Genomic DNA, 22,625 nt, shown 5'->3' with positions numbered 1-22,625 from the left:
TAGGTAGGTATACCAGAACGGATATATCCATGAAAGTTAGCATCATTACTGTTTGCTTTAACAGTGCAAAGACGATACGAGATACTATTGAGTCTGTTTTGTCTCAAACTCATACAGACATTGAGTACATTATTGTAGATGGGAAATCAAAAGATAGAACATTGGATATTGTTGGTGAGTACGCATCAAGGATTGCCAAAATAATATCTGAGCCGGACAAGGGGATATATGATGCGATGAATAAAGGCATCGCTGCTGCTACCGGCGATATTATCGGGATACTAAATTCCGATGACTTCTACGAAAGCAATGACGCTATTGCTTATTTGGTTGATCAATTTATGCGCCTTCCAAAAACTGATTTAATTTATGGTGATGTTGTTTTCTGCAAGGCAGAAGATACAAAGGCCGTTACTCGTATATATAGGGCCAGCCATTTCAGGTCATGGAAGTTAAGATTTGGTTGGATGCCCCCTCACCCGGCAACTTTCATGAGACGAAGCGCTTATGAATTGGTTGGTGCGTACTCATTAGATTATAAAATATCTGCAGATTACGAAATGTTTGTGCGGATGCTTTATTCGAATAAATTGAATTACCGTTGGATGAACAAGGTCGTTGTAAGAATGCGGCAGGGAGGTGTTAGCACATCGGGAATTAAGAGCAGCTTATTGCTAAATCGTGAGATTGTTAAAGCTTGCAAAGACAATGGCCTATATACAAACTTGGTGTTTGTTCTAACTAAAATTCCCTTCAAGTTTTTGGAGTTTATCAGTCTATCAAGATGGCAAAAAAAATGAGCCAGATTGCAATTACAGGTGCGAATGGTTTTGTAGGAAGCGCCTTGGTAAAAAGATTAAGCGAATCACCAAATTGGTCTGTACTTGCTGTTACGAGGAAACCCTGTGAGATATGGGCTGATTTTTCCAGCATATATTCATTGGTCGTTCCCGATTTTTCAGAGACCAAGCAATTCGAAGAGCATTTCATTGGCGTGGATGTTGTAGTTCACACTGCGGCACGAGTTCATGTGATGAATGATGCTGTTGTGGACCCATTGACCGAATTTCGAAAAATAAATTATTCGAACACATTAACCTTGGCTGCAACAGCGGCTAAATGTGGTGTGAAGAGATTTATATTTATTAGTTCGGTTAAGGTAAACGGTGAAGTGAGTGTGCCTGGTCACCCGCTTACTGAGGCTGACATTGCTGCTCCTCTGGACCCTTATGGAATATCTAAGTATGAGGCTGAGCAAGCCTTGTTTAAGTTAGCAGCAGAGACAGGTATGGAGATTGTCGTTGTAAGGCCGCCTCTGGTATACGGCCCAGGGGTTAAAGCAAATTTTAAGAGTATGATGAACTGGTTGAATAAGAGGATACCATTACCGTTGGGCGCCATTGATAACCGGCGAAGTTTGGTTGGGCTGGATAATCTGGTTGATCTGGTAGTAACCTGCATTAAACATCCTGCGGCGGCAAATCAGGTTTTCTTTGTAAGTGATGGAGAAGATCTATCGACAACAAGTTTGCTTAGGCGTATGGGAGACGCTTTAGGTCGTCCCACGCGCCTGCTTCCAGTTCCTTCTCTCCTTCTTGATGTCTCGGCATTATTGATCGGTAAGAAGCATTTCTCTCAGCGTCTTTGTGGCTCACTTCAAGTCGATATTTCTAAAGCTAAAAAGCTTCTTGGTTGGATGCCGCCGGCATCTGTAGATGAGCAGTTGAAAAAAACTGCAATGGCATTCCTGCTGGATGCGAGGCAATGATGGTTTGGTTTTATTTACTACTTATAGGATTTCTAGCCTTTGCTTTGACGGGCCTACTACGTAAATATGCATTGGCGCGAAGCCTTGTGGATATCCCTAATGCTCGTAGTTCTCACTCTGTCCCCACTCCCCGCGGTGGTGGTGTGGCCATTGTTTTAAGTTTTCTATTTGGAATAGTGGCTTTATGGGCTTTTGATATTTTAGAAAGCGATATGTTTTTCGGGTTGGTTGGTGCTGGAATGATTGTCGCTGTCACAGGCTTCATTGATGACCATGGGCATGTGGCTGCGCGTTGGCGTTTGGTTGCTCACTTTTCTGCTGCATCATGGGGATTGTATTGGCTCGGTGGCTTTCCTGTAATTGAGGTATTTGGGGCGGACTTGGAGCTGGGCTGGTTCGGCCATATTCTTGCTGCAATTTATTTGGTTTGGCTGCTAAATCTTTATAATTTTATGGATGGTATTGATGGTATTGCAGGTATTGAAGCGAGCACGGTTTGTTTTGGAGGCATGGTTTTATTTCTTCTAACTAATAATAGAACTTTAGTCGATCAGTTGCCAATTCTCTCACTATTGGCCGCGACTATCGGTTTCTTGATTTGGAATTTTCCTCCTGCAAAAATATTTATGGGGGATGCAGGTAGCGGTTTCGTTGGAATGCTTCTGGGATTGTTTTCTATAATGGCTGCGCACATTGACCAGGACTTGTTTTGGGGCTGGATTATTCTGCTTGGTGCTTTTATTGTTGATGCTACCGTCACTCTTATTCGTCGGATATTTAAGGGAAAATCCTTTTATGAGGCGCACCGTAGTCACGCATACCAGTACCTGTCACGAAAACTTGGCGCGCATAAACCGGTTTCAATATTATTCGGTGCGATCAATTTATTGATATTGCTGCCTATAGCTGCAATGGTTGCTGTTGGCTTTATTGATGGAGTCCTGGGTGTGATCTTTACCTTCCTACCTCTTGCTTTGGTCGCAATTTGGTTAAAAGCCGGGGATGAGATAGGGCAGATTGCAGAGCTCTAAATTTTTAGATACAGCTTATCTCCCTTTTGTGTACATGAAAGCTCTTATTCTAATCGGATGCATCTGTGTTATTTAATTCATACGAATTCATATTATTCTTTCTGCCTATTACTTTCTTTGTATATTTTTTCTTAAACCAAAGAAGGCTGATCGTTGCAGGAAAAGTCTGGTTGGTTTTAGCTAGTTTGTTTTTCTACAGTTGGTGGAACCCGATCTACTTGCCTTTAATTTTGATCTCCATGGCAATCAACTATGTTGTTGGGACCAGGCTAAGCCTCAGTGTTGAAGGTATGGCTCATGGTCAGACCATGTTGGGCATGAATTGGCTTCTCAGCCGAAAGACAATGCTTGTTTTCGGTTTGGCTTTTAATGTGGGATTGCTCGCTTATTTTAAGTATTTAGATTTTTTTATTGCTAATTTCAACGGAGTATTTGGTGCGGATGTTCCGCTGCAAAATGTAGTATTGCCATTGGCGATTAGCTTTTTTACATTCCAGCAAATTGCTTATTTAGTGGATAGCTATAGGAAAGAGACACAAGAGTACAATGTTGTTAATTATATGCTTTTCATTACATTTTTTCCGCAATTGATCGCTGGCCCCATTGTTCACCACAAAGAAATGATGCCTCAGTTTGCATCTCGCTGGAATCTGATTAAAAGGTATAAGAATATTTCGCTGGGTGCTTTTATATTTTCCATGGGACTTTTTAAGAAGGTTGTGATCGCGGATACGTTTGCTAGGTGGGCCAATAGTGGTTTTGATTCCACGGTACCACTTGGCTTTGTTGAGGCATGGGTAACCAGTCTAAGCTATACGTTTCAGCTTTATTTCGACTTTAGCGGATATACGGATATGGCCATAGGGGCAGCCTTATTATTCAATATTAAGCTTCCTATTAATTTCAACTCCCCATACAAGGCTAAAAGCATTCAGGATTTTTGGCGCAGATGGCATATAACGTTAAGCCGTTTTTTGCGCGACTATGTATATATTCCCCTGGGGGGAAATCGGGGTGGTAGGTGTCGAACCTACTTGAACTTATTTGCCACTTTTCTCGTTGGCGGCCTTTGGCATGGTGCGAGCTGGATGTTTGTAATTTGGGGGGCGTTACATGGTGCGGCTTTAGTCCTTCATCGTTTATGGAATGAACTAGGGTGCAGAATGCATCCGCTGCTTGGCTGGTTTGTGACATTTATGTTCATAAACGTAACTTGGGTTTTCTTTAGGGCGGAAAGCCTTTCTGACGCAACCAAAGTCTTAGGCGGGATGGTTGGTGGCTTAAGTTATGTTGGGCTTTTAAATTTTAAGTTCGTGCTGCCCGTTTATAATTTTCTATTAGCTAATATCCAACTGATTTTTATTTTTGTTGCAATATTCTCCGTGCTTGCTCTTCGAAATTCATCGGAATACTTCCAAAGAGGTGGTGTGAGTTTCCGTCGTATGGTTTTTTCGGGTCTTATGTTTGCTTTTGTTTTTCTGCTCTATTTTCACGAATCGACTTCCGAATCTCAATTTCTTTATTTTAATTTCTAATTATGAAATATTTGGTGACCTTGTTTGTATCATTTGCGGGAGTATTTTTTTCTTGGTTTGCGCTATGGTATTTTTCACTTGGCGGCTATCAAAAAGCTGAGCATTGGCTGCGAGATGTTTATAAAGTTAAAATTCATTCGGCTGAAAAAATTGGTAGAAAAAAAATAATTGTTGCTAGCGGTTCAAATAGCCTGTTTGGAATAAGCTCTGAAGTGATAGCAAAAGAAACCGGGTATCCAATCATTAATATGTCTGGGCATGCTGGGCTGACATTTAATTTCCTGGCTGATCAAATCGAACAAGTGGCTTCGGAAGGAGATATAATAATTATGCCACTGGAATTTGTTTTTTACACAAGAACTGATGATCTGACAGATTGGCAACTTAACAATATGCAGAGTTGGGGTTATGAGCATTTAAAGACTTATGGTGTGTTTGAACTGTTTAAATACTTTAAGAGCACGGATCTTTCTTCTTACTTAGAACGCTCATTTGGCGAAGGGTCTATCGAATATTTGGGTGTGGAAAATGTGAAGAATTATTGTCTTACCGATGAATCAAAGAGTCCAAGGTGGCAGGGATATAACTACAAATCAATGAATTGCTTTGGTGACATACTGGTTGATCGTAAGGCAATACAAAAGATTTTGGATTTTCGAAACGAACGTACGCGAAATTATCTAACTTCTTCAGACATTTCTGATGAGTTTTATAAAGATGCTAAGAGATTTTCAAATAAATTGAATGCTATGGGTGCCAAACTTTATTTTACTTGGCCGGCAACTATTAGAAATGAAAGCTTCAACTTACATAAGTCGGGAAAATCTAGAGAAATGGTTTCCGCGTTGAATAGTAATCTGATAGATAGAGGCTTCGAGGTAATTTGCGACCCCGCAGAATCTAATCTCGAGGTTGAATATTTCTTTAACACGGATTATCACCTGAATAAAAAAGGGGCGGTCTTGCGTTCAATTAGGCTGTCTGATTGTATTAATCTGAATATTTTAGATAAACCTAAAGTAGAACAGAGTGCTGATTTAAGAGCTGAGCAATACTTGCTCACCGGCTCCCAATTGTTCGCCACTAGAGTCTCACACCTTAAAATGCTTAAAGACGCTTTGGGGAAATACAAGCTTAAGTACGGTCAATATCCCAAAAGCCATCTGTGGGATGGATTGCACACGAATTGGGGACAAAGTAAGGTCGATTGGATTGAAGGTTTGGTGCCTGATTTTATCGAAGCCCTTCCTAGGGACCCTCGAAATAATACAAATGGAAGCCAGCAATACATATACAGGTCAAATGGTCTCGACTTCAAGATTCTAGCTCATGGAGTTCGCGAAGATTGTCCAGTGATAAAGCTCAAATACTCGGAGTTAATTGATCCGGTTAGAAACTGCAATGCTTATGGTTTTTGGTCCGACGGCGCTGAAAAATGGTAAAAAATACAGAGGTAAGCTGTGCTTAAGAAAAAGCTGTTGATTTTTGGCGCTGGCGGTTATGGTCATTCTGTTGCTGAAGCGGTTCTTATCAATTCTTTGTTAAATACTGAAGTGCTGGGTTTTGTTGATGATTCATACTCGGAGTGTAAACAAGTTTGGGATCTTCCCGTTGTCGGTGATACGAAAGATTTATTCAGATATCATCGTTTAGGCGCAGATAAAGTCATTGTTGCCATTGGTAATAATACTGTTCGCGCAGAACTTCAGGCTCGACTAATCGATAATGGTTTTGAGCTGGAGACTGTTATTCATCCTCAGGCAATTGTGTCACCTAGTGCAGTTATTGGTGTTGGCTGTACGATTATGGCAGGAGCGATTGTAGGTACTGAATCTCGATTAGGTGAAGGGGTTATAGTAAACGCTGGGGCGGTAGTCGATCATCATTGTCAGGTCGGTGACTTTGGTCACCTCGGTGTGGGTACCACTATGGCTGGAGGCGCACGCCTCGGCGTCGGTGCTTGGCTGCATACAGGAAATTCGCTCGGTTATGGCACTGCGATTGGTGATTGGGTCGTTGTTAAGTAAATCTAGCCTTATACGTATATTCACCGTCTTTATTGTTTTGGAGTCGACGTTGAAAACTTTAATACTTGGCTTGTTGATCACTTTAGTCAGTACATTGGTCGTATCTTGTTCTGATGAAGAAAAGAGCGAAGATCTGCTAGTGGTCCCTAAAACGGCTCAACCTGTTGTTGGCGTGGATGAAACTCAGTTTGCTCGATTGATTGACTTTTACATGATTGTCTATGCATTGGAAAAATATAAACTAAAACACCAGGCCTACCCGATAAGTTCAGATCGAGGCCGGGGATGGGATGGTCTTTACTCTCGTTTCGGGGAGAGCAGAAGTGATTGGATTCCGGGGCTTGTACCAGAGTTTTTGCCTGAGTTGCCAAGAGATCCGAGAATGAATACATCGACGTCAGAGCAATACCTCTATAAATCTGACGGTGCTAATTATAAGCTGCTGGCTCATTCGCCGGACGACTGCCAAGAAGTTCTAAAGGCTTTCCCGAGTCTTATTGATCCAAGACGCAACTGTTGGGCATATGGATATTGGACTCCGAAAGGAGCTACTTGGTAAACAGCAAACACTTAGCCAAATTTCAAATTTCCCATCTGCCATCCCGTTTATTATGTGAATCGTTCTTGTGGTGTTATGACTAGCTCTAATTCGGCGTATTCACAGATACTTAAACCAGCTTTACAGGGCATTCCGGAGAATGGTTGATTCGTGCTACTTAACTGATACAAACCATTATGAATTAATCAATCTTAGCTTTGCCGTTTCCTGTTTTTGCAGCCAAACTGAATCTCCGAGGGCTTCGGTAGATTTGTAGCCTGTCGGAGCGTTGATTAACAATTCTTTTACCTCGTCACATTTATAGGTGTGGCAGGATTTATCCAGTTCATCCAAAAGCAACTTGGTTTCTTTCCAGTTCAAGCATTGTTCTTCGGCTCGCATAATACGCGGATGTCCGGTTCCACTAACGTTATCCCCGATCAATAACTCTTCATATAACTTTTCACCAGGGCGTAATCCGGTATATAAAATTTCAATATCACCATTAGGGTGTTTGTCATCCTTAACTTCCAGGCCTGACAAGTGAATCATCCGCGCGGCCAGATCAATAATTTTTACGGGCTCGCCCATGTCCAACACGAACACATCTCCACCAGTTCCCATTGCACCCGCCTGAATAACCAGCTCAGCCGCTTCAGGAATCGTCATAAAATAACGAATAATATCGGGATGGGTAACGGTAATCGGGCCGCCTTGTTTGATCTGTTGGCGGAAGAGGGGAACAACGGAGCCGGATGAACCAAGTACGTTACCAAAACGTACCATGGTAAAACGTGTTGTACTCTGACGCTGCGCCAAGCCTTGCAGTGCTAATTCGGCCATCCGCTTGGATGCGCCCATAATGTTTGTGGGGCGTACAGCTTTGTCCGTAGAGATCAGCACAAAAGATTCAACCCCGGCTTTAATGGCTGCTTCTGCGCAGTACCAGGTGCCGAATACATTGTTGCGTACGCCTTCTACAATGTTGTGCTCCACCAGTGGGACATGCTTATATGCCGCAGCGTGATATACCGTTTGGACGCCGAAGGCGCGCATGATCGTTTCGAGTCGATTTTCTTTTTGTACGGAGCCCAGCAGGCTGACGAGTTTTAATTCTAATCCTCGCGTAGCAATCTCCTGCTGTAACTCTTGTTCAACACTATACAGGCTATATTCATTCAGCTCGAACAGAACAAGGGTTTTGGGCGATTGCCGCAAAATCTGCCGACACAGCTCGCTACCAATGGAGCCGCCTGCGCCGGTGACCATAACGACTTTGCCGGTAATGCAGGCGTGCATTAAATCCGGGTTGGCTTGTACGGGGTCGCGGCCTAACAAGTCTTCAATCTCAACGTCGCGAATATGCTCAATGCGTGCCTTGCCGCTGAGGATATCGGGTATCGCCGGAACGGTTTGAACGGAGACAGGGAGGGCTTCCAGGCGTTTAATGACTTCGGCGCGTCGTGAGTTAGGTGTACTGCCTAACGCCAGAAGGATTTTGTTGGCGCTGTGGGTGTGCATCAGTGCTTCAATCATGGAGGGATCAAAGACTTTTTTGTTGGCCAATACGGTGCCGTGCAGGGCGGGGTTGTCATCCACAAAAGCCACCACTTTATACGGCGTGGCTTGCAGGGCCAGGGTTAATTGATGGCCGGTGTAACCGGCGCCGTAAACGATAACCGCTTCTTTATTGCCCCGGCTCTGGCGGTTGAGCAGAGCGATCAGGCTTCTCACCAGGAGTCGCGGCGTACCGATTAGTAACAAGGCTGTGGTGATATAGATGAAGGGGACTGAGCGCGGCACCTTGGAAAAGGTAAAGAAGCTGGCCATGGCGAGTACCAGCCCGGAGACGCACACACATCCGACGATGGTTAGCATCGCGGGGAGGGTCATGTAGCGTAGTATGGCCCGGTACATCCCCATCTTGGTAAACAATGCCAGGGTAATGACGATCGTGATGGCAACCGCGGTGAGTTCTTTTTGGGTAACCGGGATACTGAAGGTGCCGAGGCGCATGCAGGTGGCAATATAAAAAGCCAGGGCAATGGCGAAGGTGTCATAGCACAGTGAAATAATCCGTTTGGTAGTGCGAGACGACTCAAACAAAGCTTCCAGCATTGATTACCTCGAAGTATCTGGTGGTCTTGTCAGATCAAGCGCGCTGCTGATGACTTAACCTTGGAAAGACGTTAGCGATGTACAGATGAATAGTGCGGCAAAGTATAAATCAATTCTTGCGCTTTTTCCCGTTGTCGACTATTCATATGGTTTGGTTGAGCGGATTTTCTTTGATCAATAAGCTATAAAAAGATGAAATATTCTCGGTTTTTCCGTAGGCTTACACCCCTCTCGCGGGGCCGCCTGCCAGAGTCATCCAAATTGTCGATCTTATCGAAATACGTATATCTTGTTGCACGTTCAGCGTCTGCTTGAAGGAGACCCCACTTTGAATCATGTTGCCCCTTCCCCCTCGGCCAGCTCGGCTGATCGAATGGATGATGAAATCGACCTGTTAGGTTTAGTGAAAGCAGTGTTGGCAACCTGGAAAATGTGGTTGATAGCGTTGATTGTTGTCACCGCACTCTATGGTGCATTCCAGGCCAGTAAGATTGTGATCTTATCCAATGAGATTACCTACGCCAAACCTATACGTCTGACCTTTCCGGATGCCCATAAGCTGCAATTTCCCAATGGTTCCCCCTTCGCATTTGGTGACATCATCGCACCGGCCGTCGTCCAATTGGCCCACCAGCGCAATCGGTTGGATGAATACGATATGACTGTAGCGGATCTTCAGGGGAGCTTATCGGCCGAGCCCTATGCGCCGACATATCCGGCCATAGTGGAAAAGTATCGCAAGTTGCTGGCCGATAAAAAATTGAGTTTTGAACAGGTTGAAGAAATTCAGGGGCGTATGCAAGCAGAATTGGATCAGGCATCGCGGGGTAGTGTGCTGATCTCAATGCGGCTGGATAAAGCCCAACTGCCGGAAAGTGTTGCGTCCAAGGTGCTGAGTGATATCCCCGCGATTTGGGCTGAACGTGCCATTAAAGACAAAGGTGTGTTGGATCTTAATATCAATTTATCGTCATCGCGCTCGCTCAATATCGATTTAATCCAGAAAGTGGAATACATGATTGTGAGCGACCTGCTTGATGAAAAGTTGGGTTTACTGCGCGAGAACATTTCCAAGTTGTCAGCATTTGAAGGTGTATCTACCATTGCTGATCCCGAAACAGGAATGAAGCTCCCTGATTTAACTAACGCTATTGATGATATGAATCGTTATGTTATTGATGAGCTGATGTCACCAATCCGTTATTTGGGTTTAAGTCGCGATCCACAATTGTCCGTTTATTATTATGAAGACCGGTTAAAAAAACTGAGGATGGAGTTGTCGCTATTGCAAAATCAGGCCTCTCTGGCGAAAGAAGCGTTTGATACTTACCGCAGGGCGGAGCGCGTCACCAGCGGTGGTGGTGAGTCTTCTTCTATGGTGGTTTCCCAGTTGGGTGGTGATACGTTAGACAAATTGATGCAAATGTCCGGTGAGTCAGAGCGGGAGGCTTATAAGCAACGGTTAAACCAGCAATGGCTGGATTTTAATTTGCGGGCAGCGGATGTTAAAAGCCGGATTACCGATGTTGAACTTATTATCATCTCACTGACTGAGGCGGCGAAAAAGCGTAATGGCGGTGAGCGGCAGGAAGCACATCAATTGTACCTGGATCGTGTTAATGAGGCGTTGCCCGGTATTCTCGAACAGCTCACAAGTTACTTCGATGTAACTGAACGTATTTATAACCAGCTCAGCATCGAAGCTGTCGGTGTTCGTGATCGGCTCTACACGCCCATTACAAGTCGCGTGCTGACAGAAAAAGAAGGGCTGGATATCAAGAAAGTGATTCTGGTATGGATTGCGCTGATGTTTTTGACAACGGTAATTGTTGTACCTGTGGTCATGGTTCGCAATGCCATGAAAAAAGCTTCCGTTTAAAGCGGGTAAAAAGGCATAAAAGCCGGTTCACTGAGAGGTGAACCGGCTTTTATGCCTTTACTTTGATGATTGAAGGTGGGTGCGAATACTGTTTTTGATAATAACGATAACCACACCGACTATCCCGCCGATCATCATGCATGCCAACAATATCAGCAGTGTCTTGGGCTGGGAACGTGACAAGGGCTCGGTGGGCGCCTGGATGAACTTGTAGGCTTCAAAAGCGGGTGTGCCGGTTAGATCAATACTTTCTGCCGCGCTTAATTGATTTTGTACGTTGAGTATTGTCGGCTCAATTACCGCCAGGTTGTCCAGTGATTTTAGCTCCTGGATTTTTGCCTCTATCGCTCGGGTGCCGAGATTGATATCAAATTCGTCCTTGGTACCCGGATCAATAATAGGCGTATTGATATTGGCGGCTTTGGCAATAGCCAGGGAATGGGTCAAGCGTTCTATATCACGATTAACTCGATTCCTGGTGTTTGATTCAAGCGTTTTCAATGTTTGTTTAAGCTCAGCAACGCGTTGGTTAGTCATGCTAGTTATGTTGTGCTGGAAATCTTCTGCCACTTTGTTGTTGCTGAACTGGACATATTCCATCAGCAAGGATTGGCTTTCGGTGGCCGTTCCGCCCATAAATGATAGCTCGAACTCATCGGGTGTATTTTTATTGCTGGCCGCAGAGATGTTGGCTGTCCAATTGTTTAATAATGCAGTTTCGTTTTGCGGCTCTTTGACTTGTTGTTGGAATGCGGGGTGGTTCTTAAGAAATTCACGCTTGTTGTCGTTGGAGTTATACAGCGTGATAAAGTGCTTAAAAACCTCTTCGCTGTTGCTGAAGTTTAAATTTTTAATGCGCTCACCAAACTGGTTGCCAAAGGCTGGCTCCAGGCGTCGCGTATAGGCAAGAATTTCCTGATAGCGATTATAGTCCGGCTCGATTACGCGAGCGCTAGACTCCCATTGTTCATCCGAAAGCTTGGCATAACCGAACCCCACTAACATACATAGAAAGGTGACGCCGATAATCCAGTATTTTCCTTCCCACAGGGTAACTGCCAGCTGCCATAAGTCAATTTCGTCGTCATAGCTGGTATGGGGCGTGTGAGGAAAGGGGCGTTCAATATTTGTCATGTGTTTACCAGAGGTTCTTTTATCCATGGACTTCGCCGTCTCGATAAGGTTTAAATTGGCGAATTTTAATCGCGGGGTCTGTTATCAGCCCCACAGATTTATCTATATTCAACAGGATTGGTGCAAGAAGGGGGAATCCTTTTCGCACGCTATGCCGCCCTTGGCTTGGAGTTATGTGTCAGGAACAACGGCTGAGAATGTGTCATTTGGGTTACAGCCATGCAAGGTCGTGCATTCTACCGCCGCCGATAGTTGTATACAACTTTATGATCCATGACACATTTATAAAAAAGTTGTGATTATTGTCCGGCAGAGACTGGTTCGAACGGCACGCGAAAATTAGCAAAAACACTTGTCTGATTTCACCAGCCTTGTTAAAGTTCGCGCCCTGAATTCCTCAGGACTATAGCTCAGTTGGTTAGAGCGCTACCTTGACATGGTAGAGGTCCCCGGTTCGAGTCCGGGTAGTCCTACCACATTCCAGCCTAAAGGCTGATTCAAAACCCTGCCTCGGCGGGGTTTTTTGTTTTCAGTCGCTAGCAAACTCTATCCTCATGCGACATACCCTTGAATTCCCTCCCGCCAGCCCCATCTTCCGCACATGCTTTTATCTGCCAGTTTTGGCAGGTGTTCACTATTGATCGGAATGTTTTTAAGGAGCTTTTTATATGACCGTTGATGCACGCAAAGAAACCCGGGGTTTCCAGACCGAAGCAAAGCAATTACTGCATTTGATGATCCATTCACTTTATTCAAACCGCGAGATTTTCCTGCGGGAACTGGTTTCCAATGCCTCGGATGCGGCCGATAAACTGCGGTTTGAGGCGGTTTCCAACGGGGATCTTTACGAGGGCGATACTGACCTGAAGATCCGCATCAGCTTTGATAAGGAAGCCAAGACCCTGACCATCAGCGATAACGGTATCGGTATGTCGCGCGATGAGGTGGTCGATAACCTCGGGACTATCGCCAAGTCCGGTACCGCGCAGTTCATGCAGAAGCTGAGCGGCGACCAAAAGAAAGATGCGCAGTTGATAGGCCAGTTTGGTGTGGGTTTCTATTCAGCCTTTATCGTGGCTGATCGGGTGGTGGTAACCTCCCGCCGCGCTGGCTCTCCGGCTGGTGAAGGAGTTCGCTGGGAATGTTCCGGTGACGCGGAGTTCAGCGTCGAGACAGTCGAGAAAGCGACCCGTGGTACGACCATTGAGCTGCATCTGAAAAGTGATGCGCTGGAGTTTGCCGATAACTGGCGTTTGCGTTCCATCATTAAAAAGTACTCCGATCACATTGCGATCCCGGTGGTTATGCAGAAACCGGTAGCCATCGATGAGGAAAACAAGGATAAAGAGCCGGAAGATGAGGTGATCAATACGGCGACTGCGCTCTGGACCCGTTCGCGCAGTGATGTTACCGACGAAGAATATAAAGAGTTCTACAAGCATGTCAGCCACGATTTTACCGATCCGCTGACCTGGAGCCACAACCGTGTGGAAGGTAACCTGGATTACACCAGCCTGCTGTATGTTCCGGCCCGTGCATCTTTTGATCTCTATAACCGCGATGCGTCCCGTGGTCTGAAGCTGTATGTTCAGCGCACCTTTATCATGGACGACGCCGAGCAGTTCCTGCCGTTGTATCTGCGCTTTATCAAAGGCGTGGTGGATTCCAATGACCTTTCTCTGAACGTATCGCGCGAGATTCTGCAAAAAGACCCGAATATCGACACCATGCGTTCGGCGCTGACCAAGCGCGTGCTGGATATGCTGGCCAAAATCGCGAAAGAGCCGGAACAGTACACCGGTTTCTGGAAAGAATTTGGGCAGGTGCTTAAAGAAGGTCCGGCGGAAGACTTTGCCAACCGGGAAAAAATCGCCAAGCTGTTGCGCTTCTCCTCTACCCATACGGATAAGCCGGAGCAGGATCAGTCCCTTGAGGATTATGTTGCGCGCATGAAGGAAGGGCAGGAGAAGATCTTCTATATCGCGGCGGAAAACTTCAATACCGCGAAGAGCAGCCCGCACCTGGAGGTATTCCGCAAAAAAGGCATTGAAGTATTGCTGCTGAGTGACCGCATAGACGAGTGGCTGATGAGCCATTTGTCCGAGTTTGACGGCAAGTCCTTCCAGGACGTCGGTAAAGGCGAGCTGGATTTGGGCAAGCTGGATAGCGAAGAAGAAAAGCAGGCCCAGGAAAAAGTAGCCGAGCAATTGAAACCTTTGTTGGAGCGCGTAAAAACTGCGCTTGATGATGAGGTCGCGGAGGTGCGTATCACTCACCGCCTGACTGAATCACCAGCTTGTGTCGTAGTAGCCGAACACGATATGGGTGCGCAGATGCGCCGTATCCTGGAAGCCGCTGGGCAACAATTGCCGGAAACCAAGCCGATTTTTGAACTCAATCCGGAACATCCGTTGGTTAAAAAATTGGAGCAGGAGTCCAACGACACCCGTTTCGCGGATCTGGCCCATGTGCTGTTTGATCAGGCGAATCTGGCTGAAGGTGCGCAGTTGCAGGACCCTGCGGCTTATGTGCAACGCTTGAACAAACTCTTGCTTGAACTAAGTCATTAATCGTTAAATAACGGTCATGCACCCGCGAACTCCGGCCTGACATCTGTCGGCCGGAGATTTGTTTTTTAATGACCTGGAGTCGGCCATGGAATACAAAAAAATTATTTTGCCTGCAGCAAAAAGTATCGCCTTGGTGGCTCACGATAATAAGAAGCAAGATATCGTGGCCTGGTGTAAAAAACATCGGGCTGACTTGGCCGCCCACAAACTCTACGCAACTGGCACGACGGGTTTGATTATTGAAAAAGAAACCGGTTTGCCAATCAATAAACTCATCAGTGGCCCTTTGGGCGGTGACCAGCAGGTGGGTTCGCTGATCACCGAGGGCAAGATAGATTTTCTGGTTTTTTTATGGGACCCCTTCGAGCCCATGCCCCATGATCCCGATGTAAAAGCCTTGTTGCGTATCGCAGCTGTCTGGAATATTCCGATTGCCTGCAACCAGATTTCCGCTGATTTTCTGGTGGCTTCGCCGTTATTTAACAGTGAATGCGAGCGAGGCGTGCCGGATTACGAAAGTTATATGGCCAAACGAGCGGTGTTGCCAACATCTGTTTAAGTCGTATCGGGATTCTAAAAATATGAGCAATAAGCAAGTAGCGTTAGAGCAGGTATATGCGCAGGCGGACTGCCTGTACACCTTGGCAGAAGTAGAGCAGGCGCTGGATAAAATGGCGGTGCAGATCAATCAGGATCTGGCTGACAAATATCCGCTGGTGTTGGGTGTGATGAACGGTGCGTTATCAACCTTGGGCTATCTGCTGCAGCGTTTGCCATTTTTATTGGAGGTGGATTATCTCCATGCTACACGTTACACCGGTCAGCTTGAGGGAAGTGACGTGGTGTGGAAGCGCTACCCTGAAGTCTCCATGAAGGGGCGTCATATTCTCCTGGTTGACGATATCCTTGATCGCGGGATTACCTTGGCTGCTATTGTGCAACACTGTAAGGCCGCCGGCGCAGAGGATGTTCGAATTGCAGTGCTGACAGAAAAGTTACTGACAAATTACACCCCGGCCATCTCGGCTGATTATGTTGCCTTACAAGTCCCTGATCGTTATGTCTTTGGTTATGGGATGGATTACGAAGATCACTGGCGCAACGCTCCCGGAATTTTTGCCTGCGAGTAACCCAGAGCGTTATTTTTTTCAAGAGTTTTGTGTTTATTCTCAATCCTTAAGTGCATTTTTGTCTAAATATCACTTCGTTACTTTTCTTTACTTATAACGAAATAGGCTAAAAACTCTCATTTTTGTCGTTTTACTCTGGACAATAGCTACCAATTCCCGTACAAATACGACCCACGGATGCTGTATTTATGCTCCATAGAAAAACTTTGCTGTTCGATGGCATAGATGCCTTGTTCGAATAGTAAATTGTGGAGACAAAAATATTAAATGGATAGGGACAAGCGAATCGCGAACATAAAAATAAGAGGTCTCAGTATGGCTGGTCGTGAATCAGGCACAGTAAAGTGGTTTAACAACGCACGCGGTTATGGGTTTATCACCCGTGGCGAAGGTAGCGACGATATTTTTGTTCACTACCGTAATATTCGTGCAGATGGCTATCGTTCGCTCACTGAGGGTCAAGCTGTTGAATTTGAGCTGATGCAAGGTGAAAAAGGTTTACAAGCGGAAGATGTTGTTCCGCTTGTTTGATGGTAGTGATTGGTTGATCTGACAATCGAACCACCAGAAAAAACACCGGCAAATGCCGGTGTTTTTTCTGGTGGTTATGTTTTAATTCTACTTTGCTTATGGCGCCGTAACGTCTCCGCTTTGCGCGGGAGGGCTGTACGGCGTGATCTGGATAATCAGGCCGAATAACGGATGATCCAGATAATGCATCTCACTGCTGCGCATGCGGCGTTCCTGCTCCATCAATACAACTCTTTTCGTCAGATACGGCTCACTGAGATTCGATAGTGTTGTCTCGGTAGTCGGTGTATTCAGGTTTGTCCATTGGTCAAAGTCCGACATGTCATTGGTGGGCTCTGTGCGATCAGCGGCCAGTATTTCTGCGCGTAGTTGGCTCGGTGATGGTGGGAGTTGCGGCCATTCGCCGGGTGCCTGTCCATAATTGATTTCAAATTCGCTGAACCACAAATTGGTGCGCAGTTGCAGGTACTGCGCAACACTTAAGGTGATGCTGCCTTCCAGTTCATGGTGATTGCCAAATGCATTGCCGCCTTTGATCAAAATAGCCGGTGCACGTTTTTCACCGCCGATAAATTGCCGCCAGGCTTGATGGGCCAGGATGCGATAGCGCGGATCTCGCTGCAAAGCAGCGGCATGATTGCGTAATTTTTTATCGCTGCCGGGAAGCAAATAAAAAGGATCGCGCAGCAGGTCCACGGCGGCTTGCTGGGCAGAGTCGGCTGGCGTAAGTGAATCGGTTGCGTTGGCAGGGCTGTCCGGATCTTTCAATTCCACCCAGTTCAAGGGATAACCCAATTTGATATTGGTGGGCCAATGCTCCTGGGAATCCGGATTCTGCCGGGCGAACGCAACAATCTCTACCTGATACCAGCGCTGGTTATTGGATTGGGCTTGGCTTAAGGGGCTCAGGCTACTGATAACGGCTATGCCCAATAAGACAAATTGACGCAGTGAGTTGAATGCGATGGGAAACAGATTGTTGGCGCTATCGTTGATCATTTCTTTGCGGTTTCCTTGAGAGGTTTTGTCTTGGGCGTCGTGTCTTGTGCAGTATCCTTTGGCGTTAATCGATCCAATAATTCGTCCACCGTTTGCAGGCGCTTTTCAGTGCTTTCCATATCCAGTGTGAATTTCAGGAAGTTGGCGCCTTCCAGTTTATAAATATGCGGTTGCCTTTGTACCAGTTGGACAATCGTGTAAGGGTCGACATGGGTTTCGCTGGAGAATTCAATGCGTCCGCCACGCGCGCTGGCCTCCAGTTTGGTAATGCCGATATGTTGTGCCTTGATCTTGATCTGCGTTACGCGGAATAGATTCTTCGTTTGTTCTGGCAGAAGGCCGAATCGATCGATCATCTCTACTTGCAGCTCGCGCAAGTTTTCTTCTGTTTCAGCACCAGCCAAACGTTTATACATCACTAACCGCGTGTGTACATCGGGCAGGTAATCGCCCGGGATCAGCGCGGGGATACGCAGGTTTACGTCAATCACATCGTCCGACATATTGAGGCTCGGCTCTTTGCCTTGGCGAATGGCTTTTACAGCGCGATCCAGCATATCCATATAAAGCGAAAAACCAACGGTCTGGATCTGGCCGGACTGTTCTTCGCCCAGTAATTCCCCGGTACCGCGAATTTCCATATCGTAAGTGGCCAGCGTAAATCCTGCGCCGAGATCTTCCGCACTGGCAATGGCTTCCAGGCGTTTAATCGCATCGGCGGTCATGGAGCGTTTATCGGGCGTGAGTAAATATGCATAAGCCTGGTGGTGCGACCGGCCGACGCGACCTCGCAATTGGTGTAACTGCGCAAGGCCGAATTTGTCCGCACGATCAATAACAATGGTGTTGGCGCTGGGTACGTCGATACCGGTTTCGATAATGGTCGTACACAACAGGATGTTAAAGCGTTTGTGGTAGAAGTCCGACATCACCCGTTCCAGGTCGCGTTCACGCATCTGGCCGTGACCGATGCCGATGCGCGCTTCCGGAATGAGCGCTTGTAAATCCCGCGCGACCTTTTCAATGGTTTTTACTTCATTGTGCAGGTAATACACCTGACCGCCGCGCAGAATTTCCCGCAAAATCGCTTCTTTAATGGTGACTTCATCGTATTGCCGCACAAAGGTTTTCACCGACAGCCGGCGCGCTGGCGGTGTGGCAATAATGGATAAATCACGGATGCCGGCCATGGACATATTTAATGTTCGCGGGATCGGTGTGGCGGTCAAGGTGAGAATATCAACTTCAGCACGCAATGCTTTCAGTTGTTCTTTCTGGCGTACCCCGAAACGGTGTTCTTCGTCGATGATCAAGAGCCCGAGGTTTTTGTATTTGATATCTGGCTGTAGCAGTTTATGTGTGCCCACCACAATATCAATCTTGCCTTCAGCCAGACGCTCCTGAACCTCTTCCACTTCTTTGTTGGTGCGAAAGCGCGACAGTACTTCAATGGTAATCGGCCAATCGGCGAAGCGGTCTTTCAATGATTCGTAATGTTGTTGTGCCAGCAGCGTGGTGGGCGCAAGGATAACGACTTGCTTGCCACTGTGAGCGGCAATGAATGCTGCGCGCATAGCGACTTCGGTTTTACCAAACCCGACATCGCCGCATACCAAACGGTCCATAGGCTTGGGCGATAGCATATCGGCAATGACGGCCTCAATGGCACGCTGTTGATCCGGTGTTTCTTCAAAGGGAAAAGCACTGGCAAAGTTATCGTAAGCTATCTTCGGGTCTTCAAACGCGTGGCCCTTGCGTGCGGCGCGGCGCGCGTAAATATCCAGTAATTCAGCAGCGGTATCGCGAATTTGTTCGGCGGCTTTGCGTTTCGCTTTTTGCCAGGTTTCGCTGCCGAGTTTGTGTAGCGGCGCGAGTTCTTCATCGGAGCCACTGTAGCGGCTGATCAAATGAAGGTTGGTGACCGGCACATAGAGTTTTGCTTCGTCGGCATATTCCAGCGTTAAGAATTCATGGGTTTGATCATCGACGGTAATGGTTTCCAAACCGCGATAACGGCCTACGCCATGATCGATATGCACAACCGGCGCACCGGGTTTTAATTCGGTCAGGTTCTTGACGATGAGATCAGCGTTGTCCTGTACCTGCTTACGGCGTCGTTGTTGTTGTACTCGCTCGCCAAATAATTGCGACTCAGAGATCAACGCCAGCGCGGCCTGTGATCCCTGTGCGGTTTGCAATAAGCCCTGTTCGAGCGGTGCAACGGTGATCGCAAGCGTATCGGTTGCGGTGACAAATTCATGCCAGTTGTCGACCACCTTGGGGAGTTTGCGTATCCGCCCCAGTAGTTCCAATAAGGTTTCGCGTCGGCCGGCGGAATCGGCACAGAATAAAACGCGGCCATCAAACTCCATCAGGAAGGCTTGCACGGCGGCCAGCGGATTATCGGATTGCGCGCGAATGGGCAGGCTGGGCGGCAGATTGGTCGAAAAATTGTAGCGGCCTGCCTTCGCTTCTACCGGGGCGGCATCAACAAAAATACGGGAGAAGGGTTTCAATTGCGCAAACAGTTCTTCCATCGGAAGGTAGATATCGCGCGGTGGTAGTATCGGGCGCTGCGGGTCAACGCGGCGGCTTTCGTAACGGCGATACAGCTCAAGCCAAAAGTTTTCTGCGGCTTTCTCAATATCGCCCAAGGCGTAAATACAAGTGGATTCGGGCAGATACTCAAACAGTGTGCTGCATGTATTGAAGAACAGCGGCAAATAATATTCGATACCGGGCGGAGAAATACCCGCATTCACATCCTGATAAACCGGGCAGTCCTTGGAGTTAACGTCGAAGCGTTCATGCCATTGTTGGCGGAAAAACTGGATGCCGTTTTTATCGAGCGGGTATTCCTTGGCAGGCAATAGCTGGATGGTATCGACTTGCTGGATGGTCAGCTGTGTTTCCGGGTCGAAGGTGCGCAAGGTTTCGATTTCATCATCGAACAAGTCAATGCGATAGGGCAGGTCGCTGCCCATGGGATAGATATCAATCAGCGAGCCACGCACGGCAAACTCACCGTGTTCGAAAACTGTGTCAACGCAGTGATAGCCGGCTTTTTCGAGATTGCGGCGCAAGCTGCTGATATCAATTTTCTCGCCGCAGCTGACCATCAGGCTGTTGCCCATCAGGTAATCCTGGGGCATCAACCGTTGGAGCAGGGTGGTGATGGGTGTGACCAGAATCCCTTGTGTTACGCCGGGCAATTTGTACAGCGTGCTTAAACGTTCGGAGATGATGTCCTGGTGCGGTGAGATGGTGTCGTAGGGCAGGGTTTCCCAATCAGCCAGGTGCAGTACCGGTAAGGCGTGCTCGGCACTGGTAAAAAAACGTAATTCATTTTCAATGCGAATGGCGCTGCTGGTGTCAGCCGTCACGACCAGACTCAATCCGGCAAATTGACGTGCGGCGTTGGCAATTGCCAGGGTTTGAGCGCTGCCGTGAAGCTGTCCCCAGAAGTGTCGGTCACCGGGTTTGGCCTGGGGTGGGAGGGCATCGGGCTGGTATAAAGTCATAGTCAACAACGCAAAAATCTGAAAGGCGGCATTGTACCCGTCTTTGTTCGGAGCCTGTACCCGTCCGTGGGGCTGGATGCTGGAATTGAGGAATCTTGCCCGTTCAACAACAGTGAAGGTTCCTGTTGATGAACCTTTTGTGCATAAAAAGGGAGCATCGCTCTGGTCTTTGCCGGTTACGGTCTTTATAATTGCCGCGTTTTTATGGGCCACTAGCTTGTCAGTATGCGGTGTATGCTGGGGGTCACCTTGTGCAGCTCCGGGTCGGTTTAACCGACATTGACATCCTTGGCCTTGTGCCGGCGTATAAGACAGCAGGGTTTTATACCGCCAACCAGGGGACTAACGCGCAGCTTCCGATATCTTCCTAACTCAATCGGGTTCCAGCATTGTTGATGATGTTGGTTGAGCACATGCCGCGCGTTCAATATTCCTCACTATTAAGAGGCTCAGGCTTCGCTGAGCTAACGTTATCCAACGAGTGATTAGGCAGAGTCGTATGATAAAGATCCGTCGGGGATTGGATTTACCTATATCCGGTACGCCCGAGCAGACCATCGTTGATGGTCCCAAGGTCCGCTCTGTTGCTGTTATCGGCTTCGATTACCACGGTATGAAGCCCACTATGGCAGTACAGGCAGGGGACAAGGTCAAGCTCGGACAGCTACTATTTACTGACAAGAAAACAGAAGGTATCAGATACACCGCCCCGGCTGCGGGCACCGTATCGGCCATCAATCGTGGCGAAGGACGTGTGCTGCAATCAGTCGTTATCGATGTTGAAGGTGACGATGCTGAAGCTTTCCCAAGCTACAGTGCTGCTGAGCTGATGAGCTTGTCCGCCGAAACCGTGCGCGACAACCTGAATAACGCAGGATTGTGGGCAGCGCTTCGCACACGCCCGTTCAGCAAAGTTCCCGCGCTCGACAGCAAACCCCATTCCCTCTTTATTACCGCTACTGATACTAATCCCCTTGCAGCGCAGCCGGATCTCATTATCCGGGAGCACGCGGAAGATTTTGTTCACGGTATTACGGTGCTTGCTCACCTCACTGAAGGTAAGGTGTTCCTGTGCAAGGCACCGGGCGCTGATATTCCTGCGCCGAACAACGAGCGGGTGGTAGTGAAAGAGTTTGGTGGTATTCATCCGGCGGGTAATGCCGGCACGCATATTCATTACCTCGATCCGGTCAGCGCCACCAAGACGGTGTGGACTATTGGTTATCAGGACGTTATTGCCGTTGGTAAGTTATTTACGACGGGCAAACTGTTTACTGACCGCGTGGTGTCTTTGGCTGGTCCGCAAGTTGAACAGCCACGTTTGGTGCGTACCCGTTTAGGAGCCAGTCTGGAAGAATTGACCGCCGGACAATTGAAAGCCGGTGTCAGCCGCATCATCTCCGGTTCAGTTTTCGGTGGTCGCACCGCGCGCGGTGCCTTTGCCTTTTTAGGCCGTTACCACAATCAGGTCTCGGTATTGCTGGAAGGTAATGATCGTCCGATGCTGCACTACCTGCGTCCCGGTTTTGGTTTCTTCTCTACCTTGCGCATCTACACCTCAGGTCTGATCAAAGGTAAGAAATTCGGCTTCACCACCACGACCAACGGCAGTGAACGCGCGATGGTGCCGGTGGGCACTTACGAAAAGATCATGCCTCTCGACATCCTGCCGACTCAACTGTTGCGCTCTCTGATCGTCGGTGACACCGAAACGGCTCAGAAACTCGGTGCGCTGGAGTTGGATGAGGAAGATCTGGCGTTGTGTACCTTTGTGTGCCCCGGTAAATATGAATACGGCCCGATCTTGCGTGACAACCTCACCCTTATCGAGAAGGAGGGTTAAT

17 protein-coding genes and 1 tRNA gene are annotated in these 22,625 nt (G+C 47.4%); 14 read left to right on the top strand and 4 right to left on the bottom strand.

Going from position 1 to position 22,625, the window contains the following annotated elements:
* The first annotated feature begins 29 nt into the window (after positions 1–29).
* The 7 genes from CBR65_RS04825 (at position 30) to CBR65_RS04795 (ending at position 6,920) form a co-directional block, all read left to right on the top strand.
* Entirely contained in the window at positions 30–800 is a 771-nt protein-coding gene (locus tag CBR65_RS04825) for a glycosyltransferase family 2 protein (RefSeq protein ID WP_087465804.1), read from the top strand.
* Positions 797–1,768 carry an SDR family oxidoreductase gene (locus CBR65_RS04820; protein WP_087465803.1) on the top strand — a complete coding sequence of 324 codons (972 nt, stop codon included), beginning with the start codon at positions 797–799 and terminating at the stop codon, positions 1,766–1,768. Before CBR65_RS04825 ends, CBR65_RS04820 begins: the two co-directional genes overlap by 4 nt.
* Positions 1,765–2,799: a glycosyltransferase family 4 protein gene (locus CBR65_RS04815; protein WP_087465802.1), complete on the top strand. Its 1,035-nt coding sequence runs from the start codon at positions 1,765–1,767 to the stop codon at positions 2,797–2,799. The genes CBR65_RS04820 and CBR65_RS04815 overlap by 4 nt, the downstream gene beginning before the upstream one ends.
* A 65-nt stretch (positions 2,800–2,864) precedes the next feature.
* Positions 2,865–4,334, top strand: coding sequence for an MBOAT family protein (locus tag CBR65_RS04810; protein WP_087465801.1), 1,470 nt, complete (start codon positions 2,865–2,867; stop codon positions 4,332–4,334).
* 14 nt (positions 4,335–4,348) lie between these two features.
* A complete protein-coding gene (locus CBR65_RS04805; RefSeq protein ID WP_157671980.1) occupies positions 4,349–5,776 on the top strand; it encodes a hypothetical protein in 1,428 nt (475 codons plus the stop codon).
* An 18-nt stretch (positions 5,777–5,794) separates the two neighbouring features.
* Positions 5,795–6,361, top strand: coding sequence for an acetyltransferase (locus CBR65_RS04800; protein WP_087465799.1), 567 nt, complete (start codon positions 5,795–5,797; stop codon positions 6,359–6,361).
* Between the two features lie 49 nt (positions 6,362–6,410).
* The gene (locus CBR65_RS04795) at positions 6,411–6,920 is read left to right on the top strand and encodes a hypothetical protein (protein WP_157671979.1); all 510 of its coding nucleotides are present in this window, start codon (positions 6,411–6,413) and stop codon (positions 6,918–6,920) included.
* A 174-nt stretch (positions 6,921–7,094) separates the two neighbouring features.
* On the opposite strand, the gene CBR65_RS04790 is transcribed toward CBR65_RS04795, so the two are convergent.
* Positions 7,095–9,017 (bottom strand): nucleoside-diphosphate sugar epimerase/dehydratase, encoded by a 1,923-nt coding sequence (locus CBR65_RS04790; protein WP_087465797.1) that lies wholly within the window; start codon positions 9,015–9,017, stop codon positions 7,095–7,097.
* A gap of 328 nt (positions 9,018–9,345) precedes the next feature.
* Here CBR65_RS04790 and CBR65_RS04785 point away from each other — a divergent pair, with 328 nt between their 5' ends.
* On the top strand, positions 9,346–10,896 hold the full coding sequence (locus CBR65_RS04785; RefSeq protein WP_087465796.1) for a hypothetical protein: 1,551 nt from the start codon (positions 9,346–9,348) through the stop codon (positions 10,894–10,896).
* A gap of 57 nt (positions 10,897–10,953) precedes the next feature.
* Here the strand turns inward: CBR65_RS04785 and CBR65_RS04780 are convergent, their stop codons facing one another.
* On the bottom strand, positions 10,954–12,030 hold the full coding sequence (locus tag CBR65_RS04780) for an LPS O-antigen chain length determinant protein WzzB (RefSeq protein WP_157671978.1): 1,077 nt from the start codon (positions 12,028–12,030) through the stop codon (positions 10,954–10,956).
* Positions 12,031–12,429: 399 nt separating this feature from the next.
* Between CBR65_RS04780 and CBR65_RS04775 the strand changes: the two genes are divergently transcribed.
* The 5 genes from CBR65_RS04775 to CBR65_RS04755 all read left to right on the top strand — a co-directional run bounded on the left by CBR65_RS04775 (position 12,430) and on the right by CBR65_RS04755 (position 16,261).
* Positions 12,430–12,506 (top strand) — tRNA-Val (locus tag CBR65_RS04775).
* Between the two features lie 192 nt (positions 12,507–12,698).
* Positions 12,699–14,600, top strand: coding sequence for a molecular chaperone HtpG (gene htpG, locus CBR65_RS04770; RefSeq protein ID WP_087465794.1), 1,902 nt, complete (start codon positions 12,699–12,701; stop codon positions 14,598–14,600).
* A gap of 85 nt (positions 14,601–14,685) precedes the next feature.
* Entirely contained in the window at positions 14,686–15,159 is a 474-nt protein-coding gene (locus CBR65_RS04765; RefSeq protein ID WP_087465793.1) for a methylglyoxal synthase, read from the top strand.
* 22 nt (positions 15,160–15,181) lie between these two features.
* Positions 15,182–15,730 (top strand): hypoxanthine-guanine phosphoribosyltransferase, encoded by a 549-nt coding sequence (locus tag CBR65_RS04760; RefSeq protein WP_087465792.1) that lies wholly within the window; start codon positions 15,182–15,184, stop codon positions 15,728–15,730.
* A gap of 315 nt (positions 15,731–16,045) precedes the next feature.
* Complete coding sequence (locus CBR65_RS04755) at positions 16,046–16,261, top strand: cold-shock protein (RefSeq protein ID WP_087465791.1); 216 nt, start codon at positions 16,046–16,048, stop codon at positions 16,259–16,261.
* Positions 16,262–16,357: 96 nt separating this feature from the next.
* On the opposite strand, the gene CBR65_RS04750 is transcribed toward CBR65_RS04755, so the two are convergent.
* On the bottom strand, positions 16,358–17,260 hold the full coding sequence (locus tag CBR65_RS04750) for a CsiV family protein (RefSeq protein ID WP_087465790.1): 903 nt from the start codon (positions 17,258–17,260) through the stop codon (positions 16,358–16,360).
* A complete protein-coding gene (mfd, locus tag CBR65_RS04745) occupies positions 17,257–20,781 on the bottom strand; it encodes a transcription-repair coupling factor (protein WP_087468925.1) in 3,525 nt (1,174 codons plus the stop codon). The genes CBR65_RS04750 and mfd overlap by 4 nt, the downstream gene beginning before the upstream one ends.
* A 499-nt stretch (positions 20,782–21,280) precedes the next feature.
* Between mfd and CBR65_RS04740 the strand changes: the two genes are divergently transcribed.
* Positions 21,281–22,624: a Na(+)-translocating NADH-quinone reductase subunit A gene (locus CBR65_RS04740; RefSeq protein WP_087465789.1), complete on the top strand. Its 1,344-nt coding sequence runs from the start codon at positions 21,281–21,283 to the stop codon at positions 22,622–22,624.
* Position 22,625: the final 1 nt, after the last annotated feature.

Source organism: Cellvibrio sp. PSBB006 (genome assembly GCF_002162135.1).
Taxonomy (GTDB): Bacteria; Pseudomonadota; Gammaproteobacteria; order Pseudomonadales; family Cellvibrionaceae; genus Cellvibrio.
This window is presented reverse-complemented; position numbering and strand designations above follow the sequence as displayed.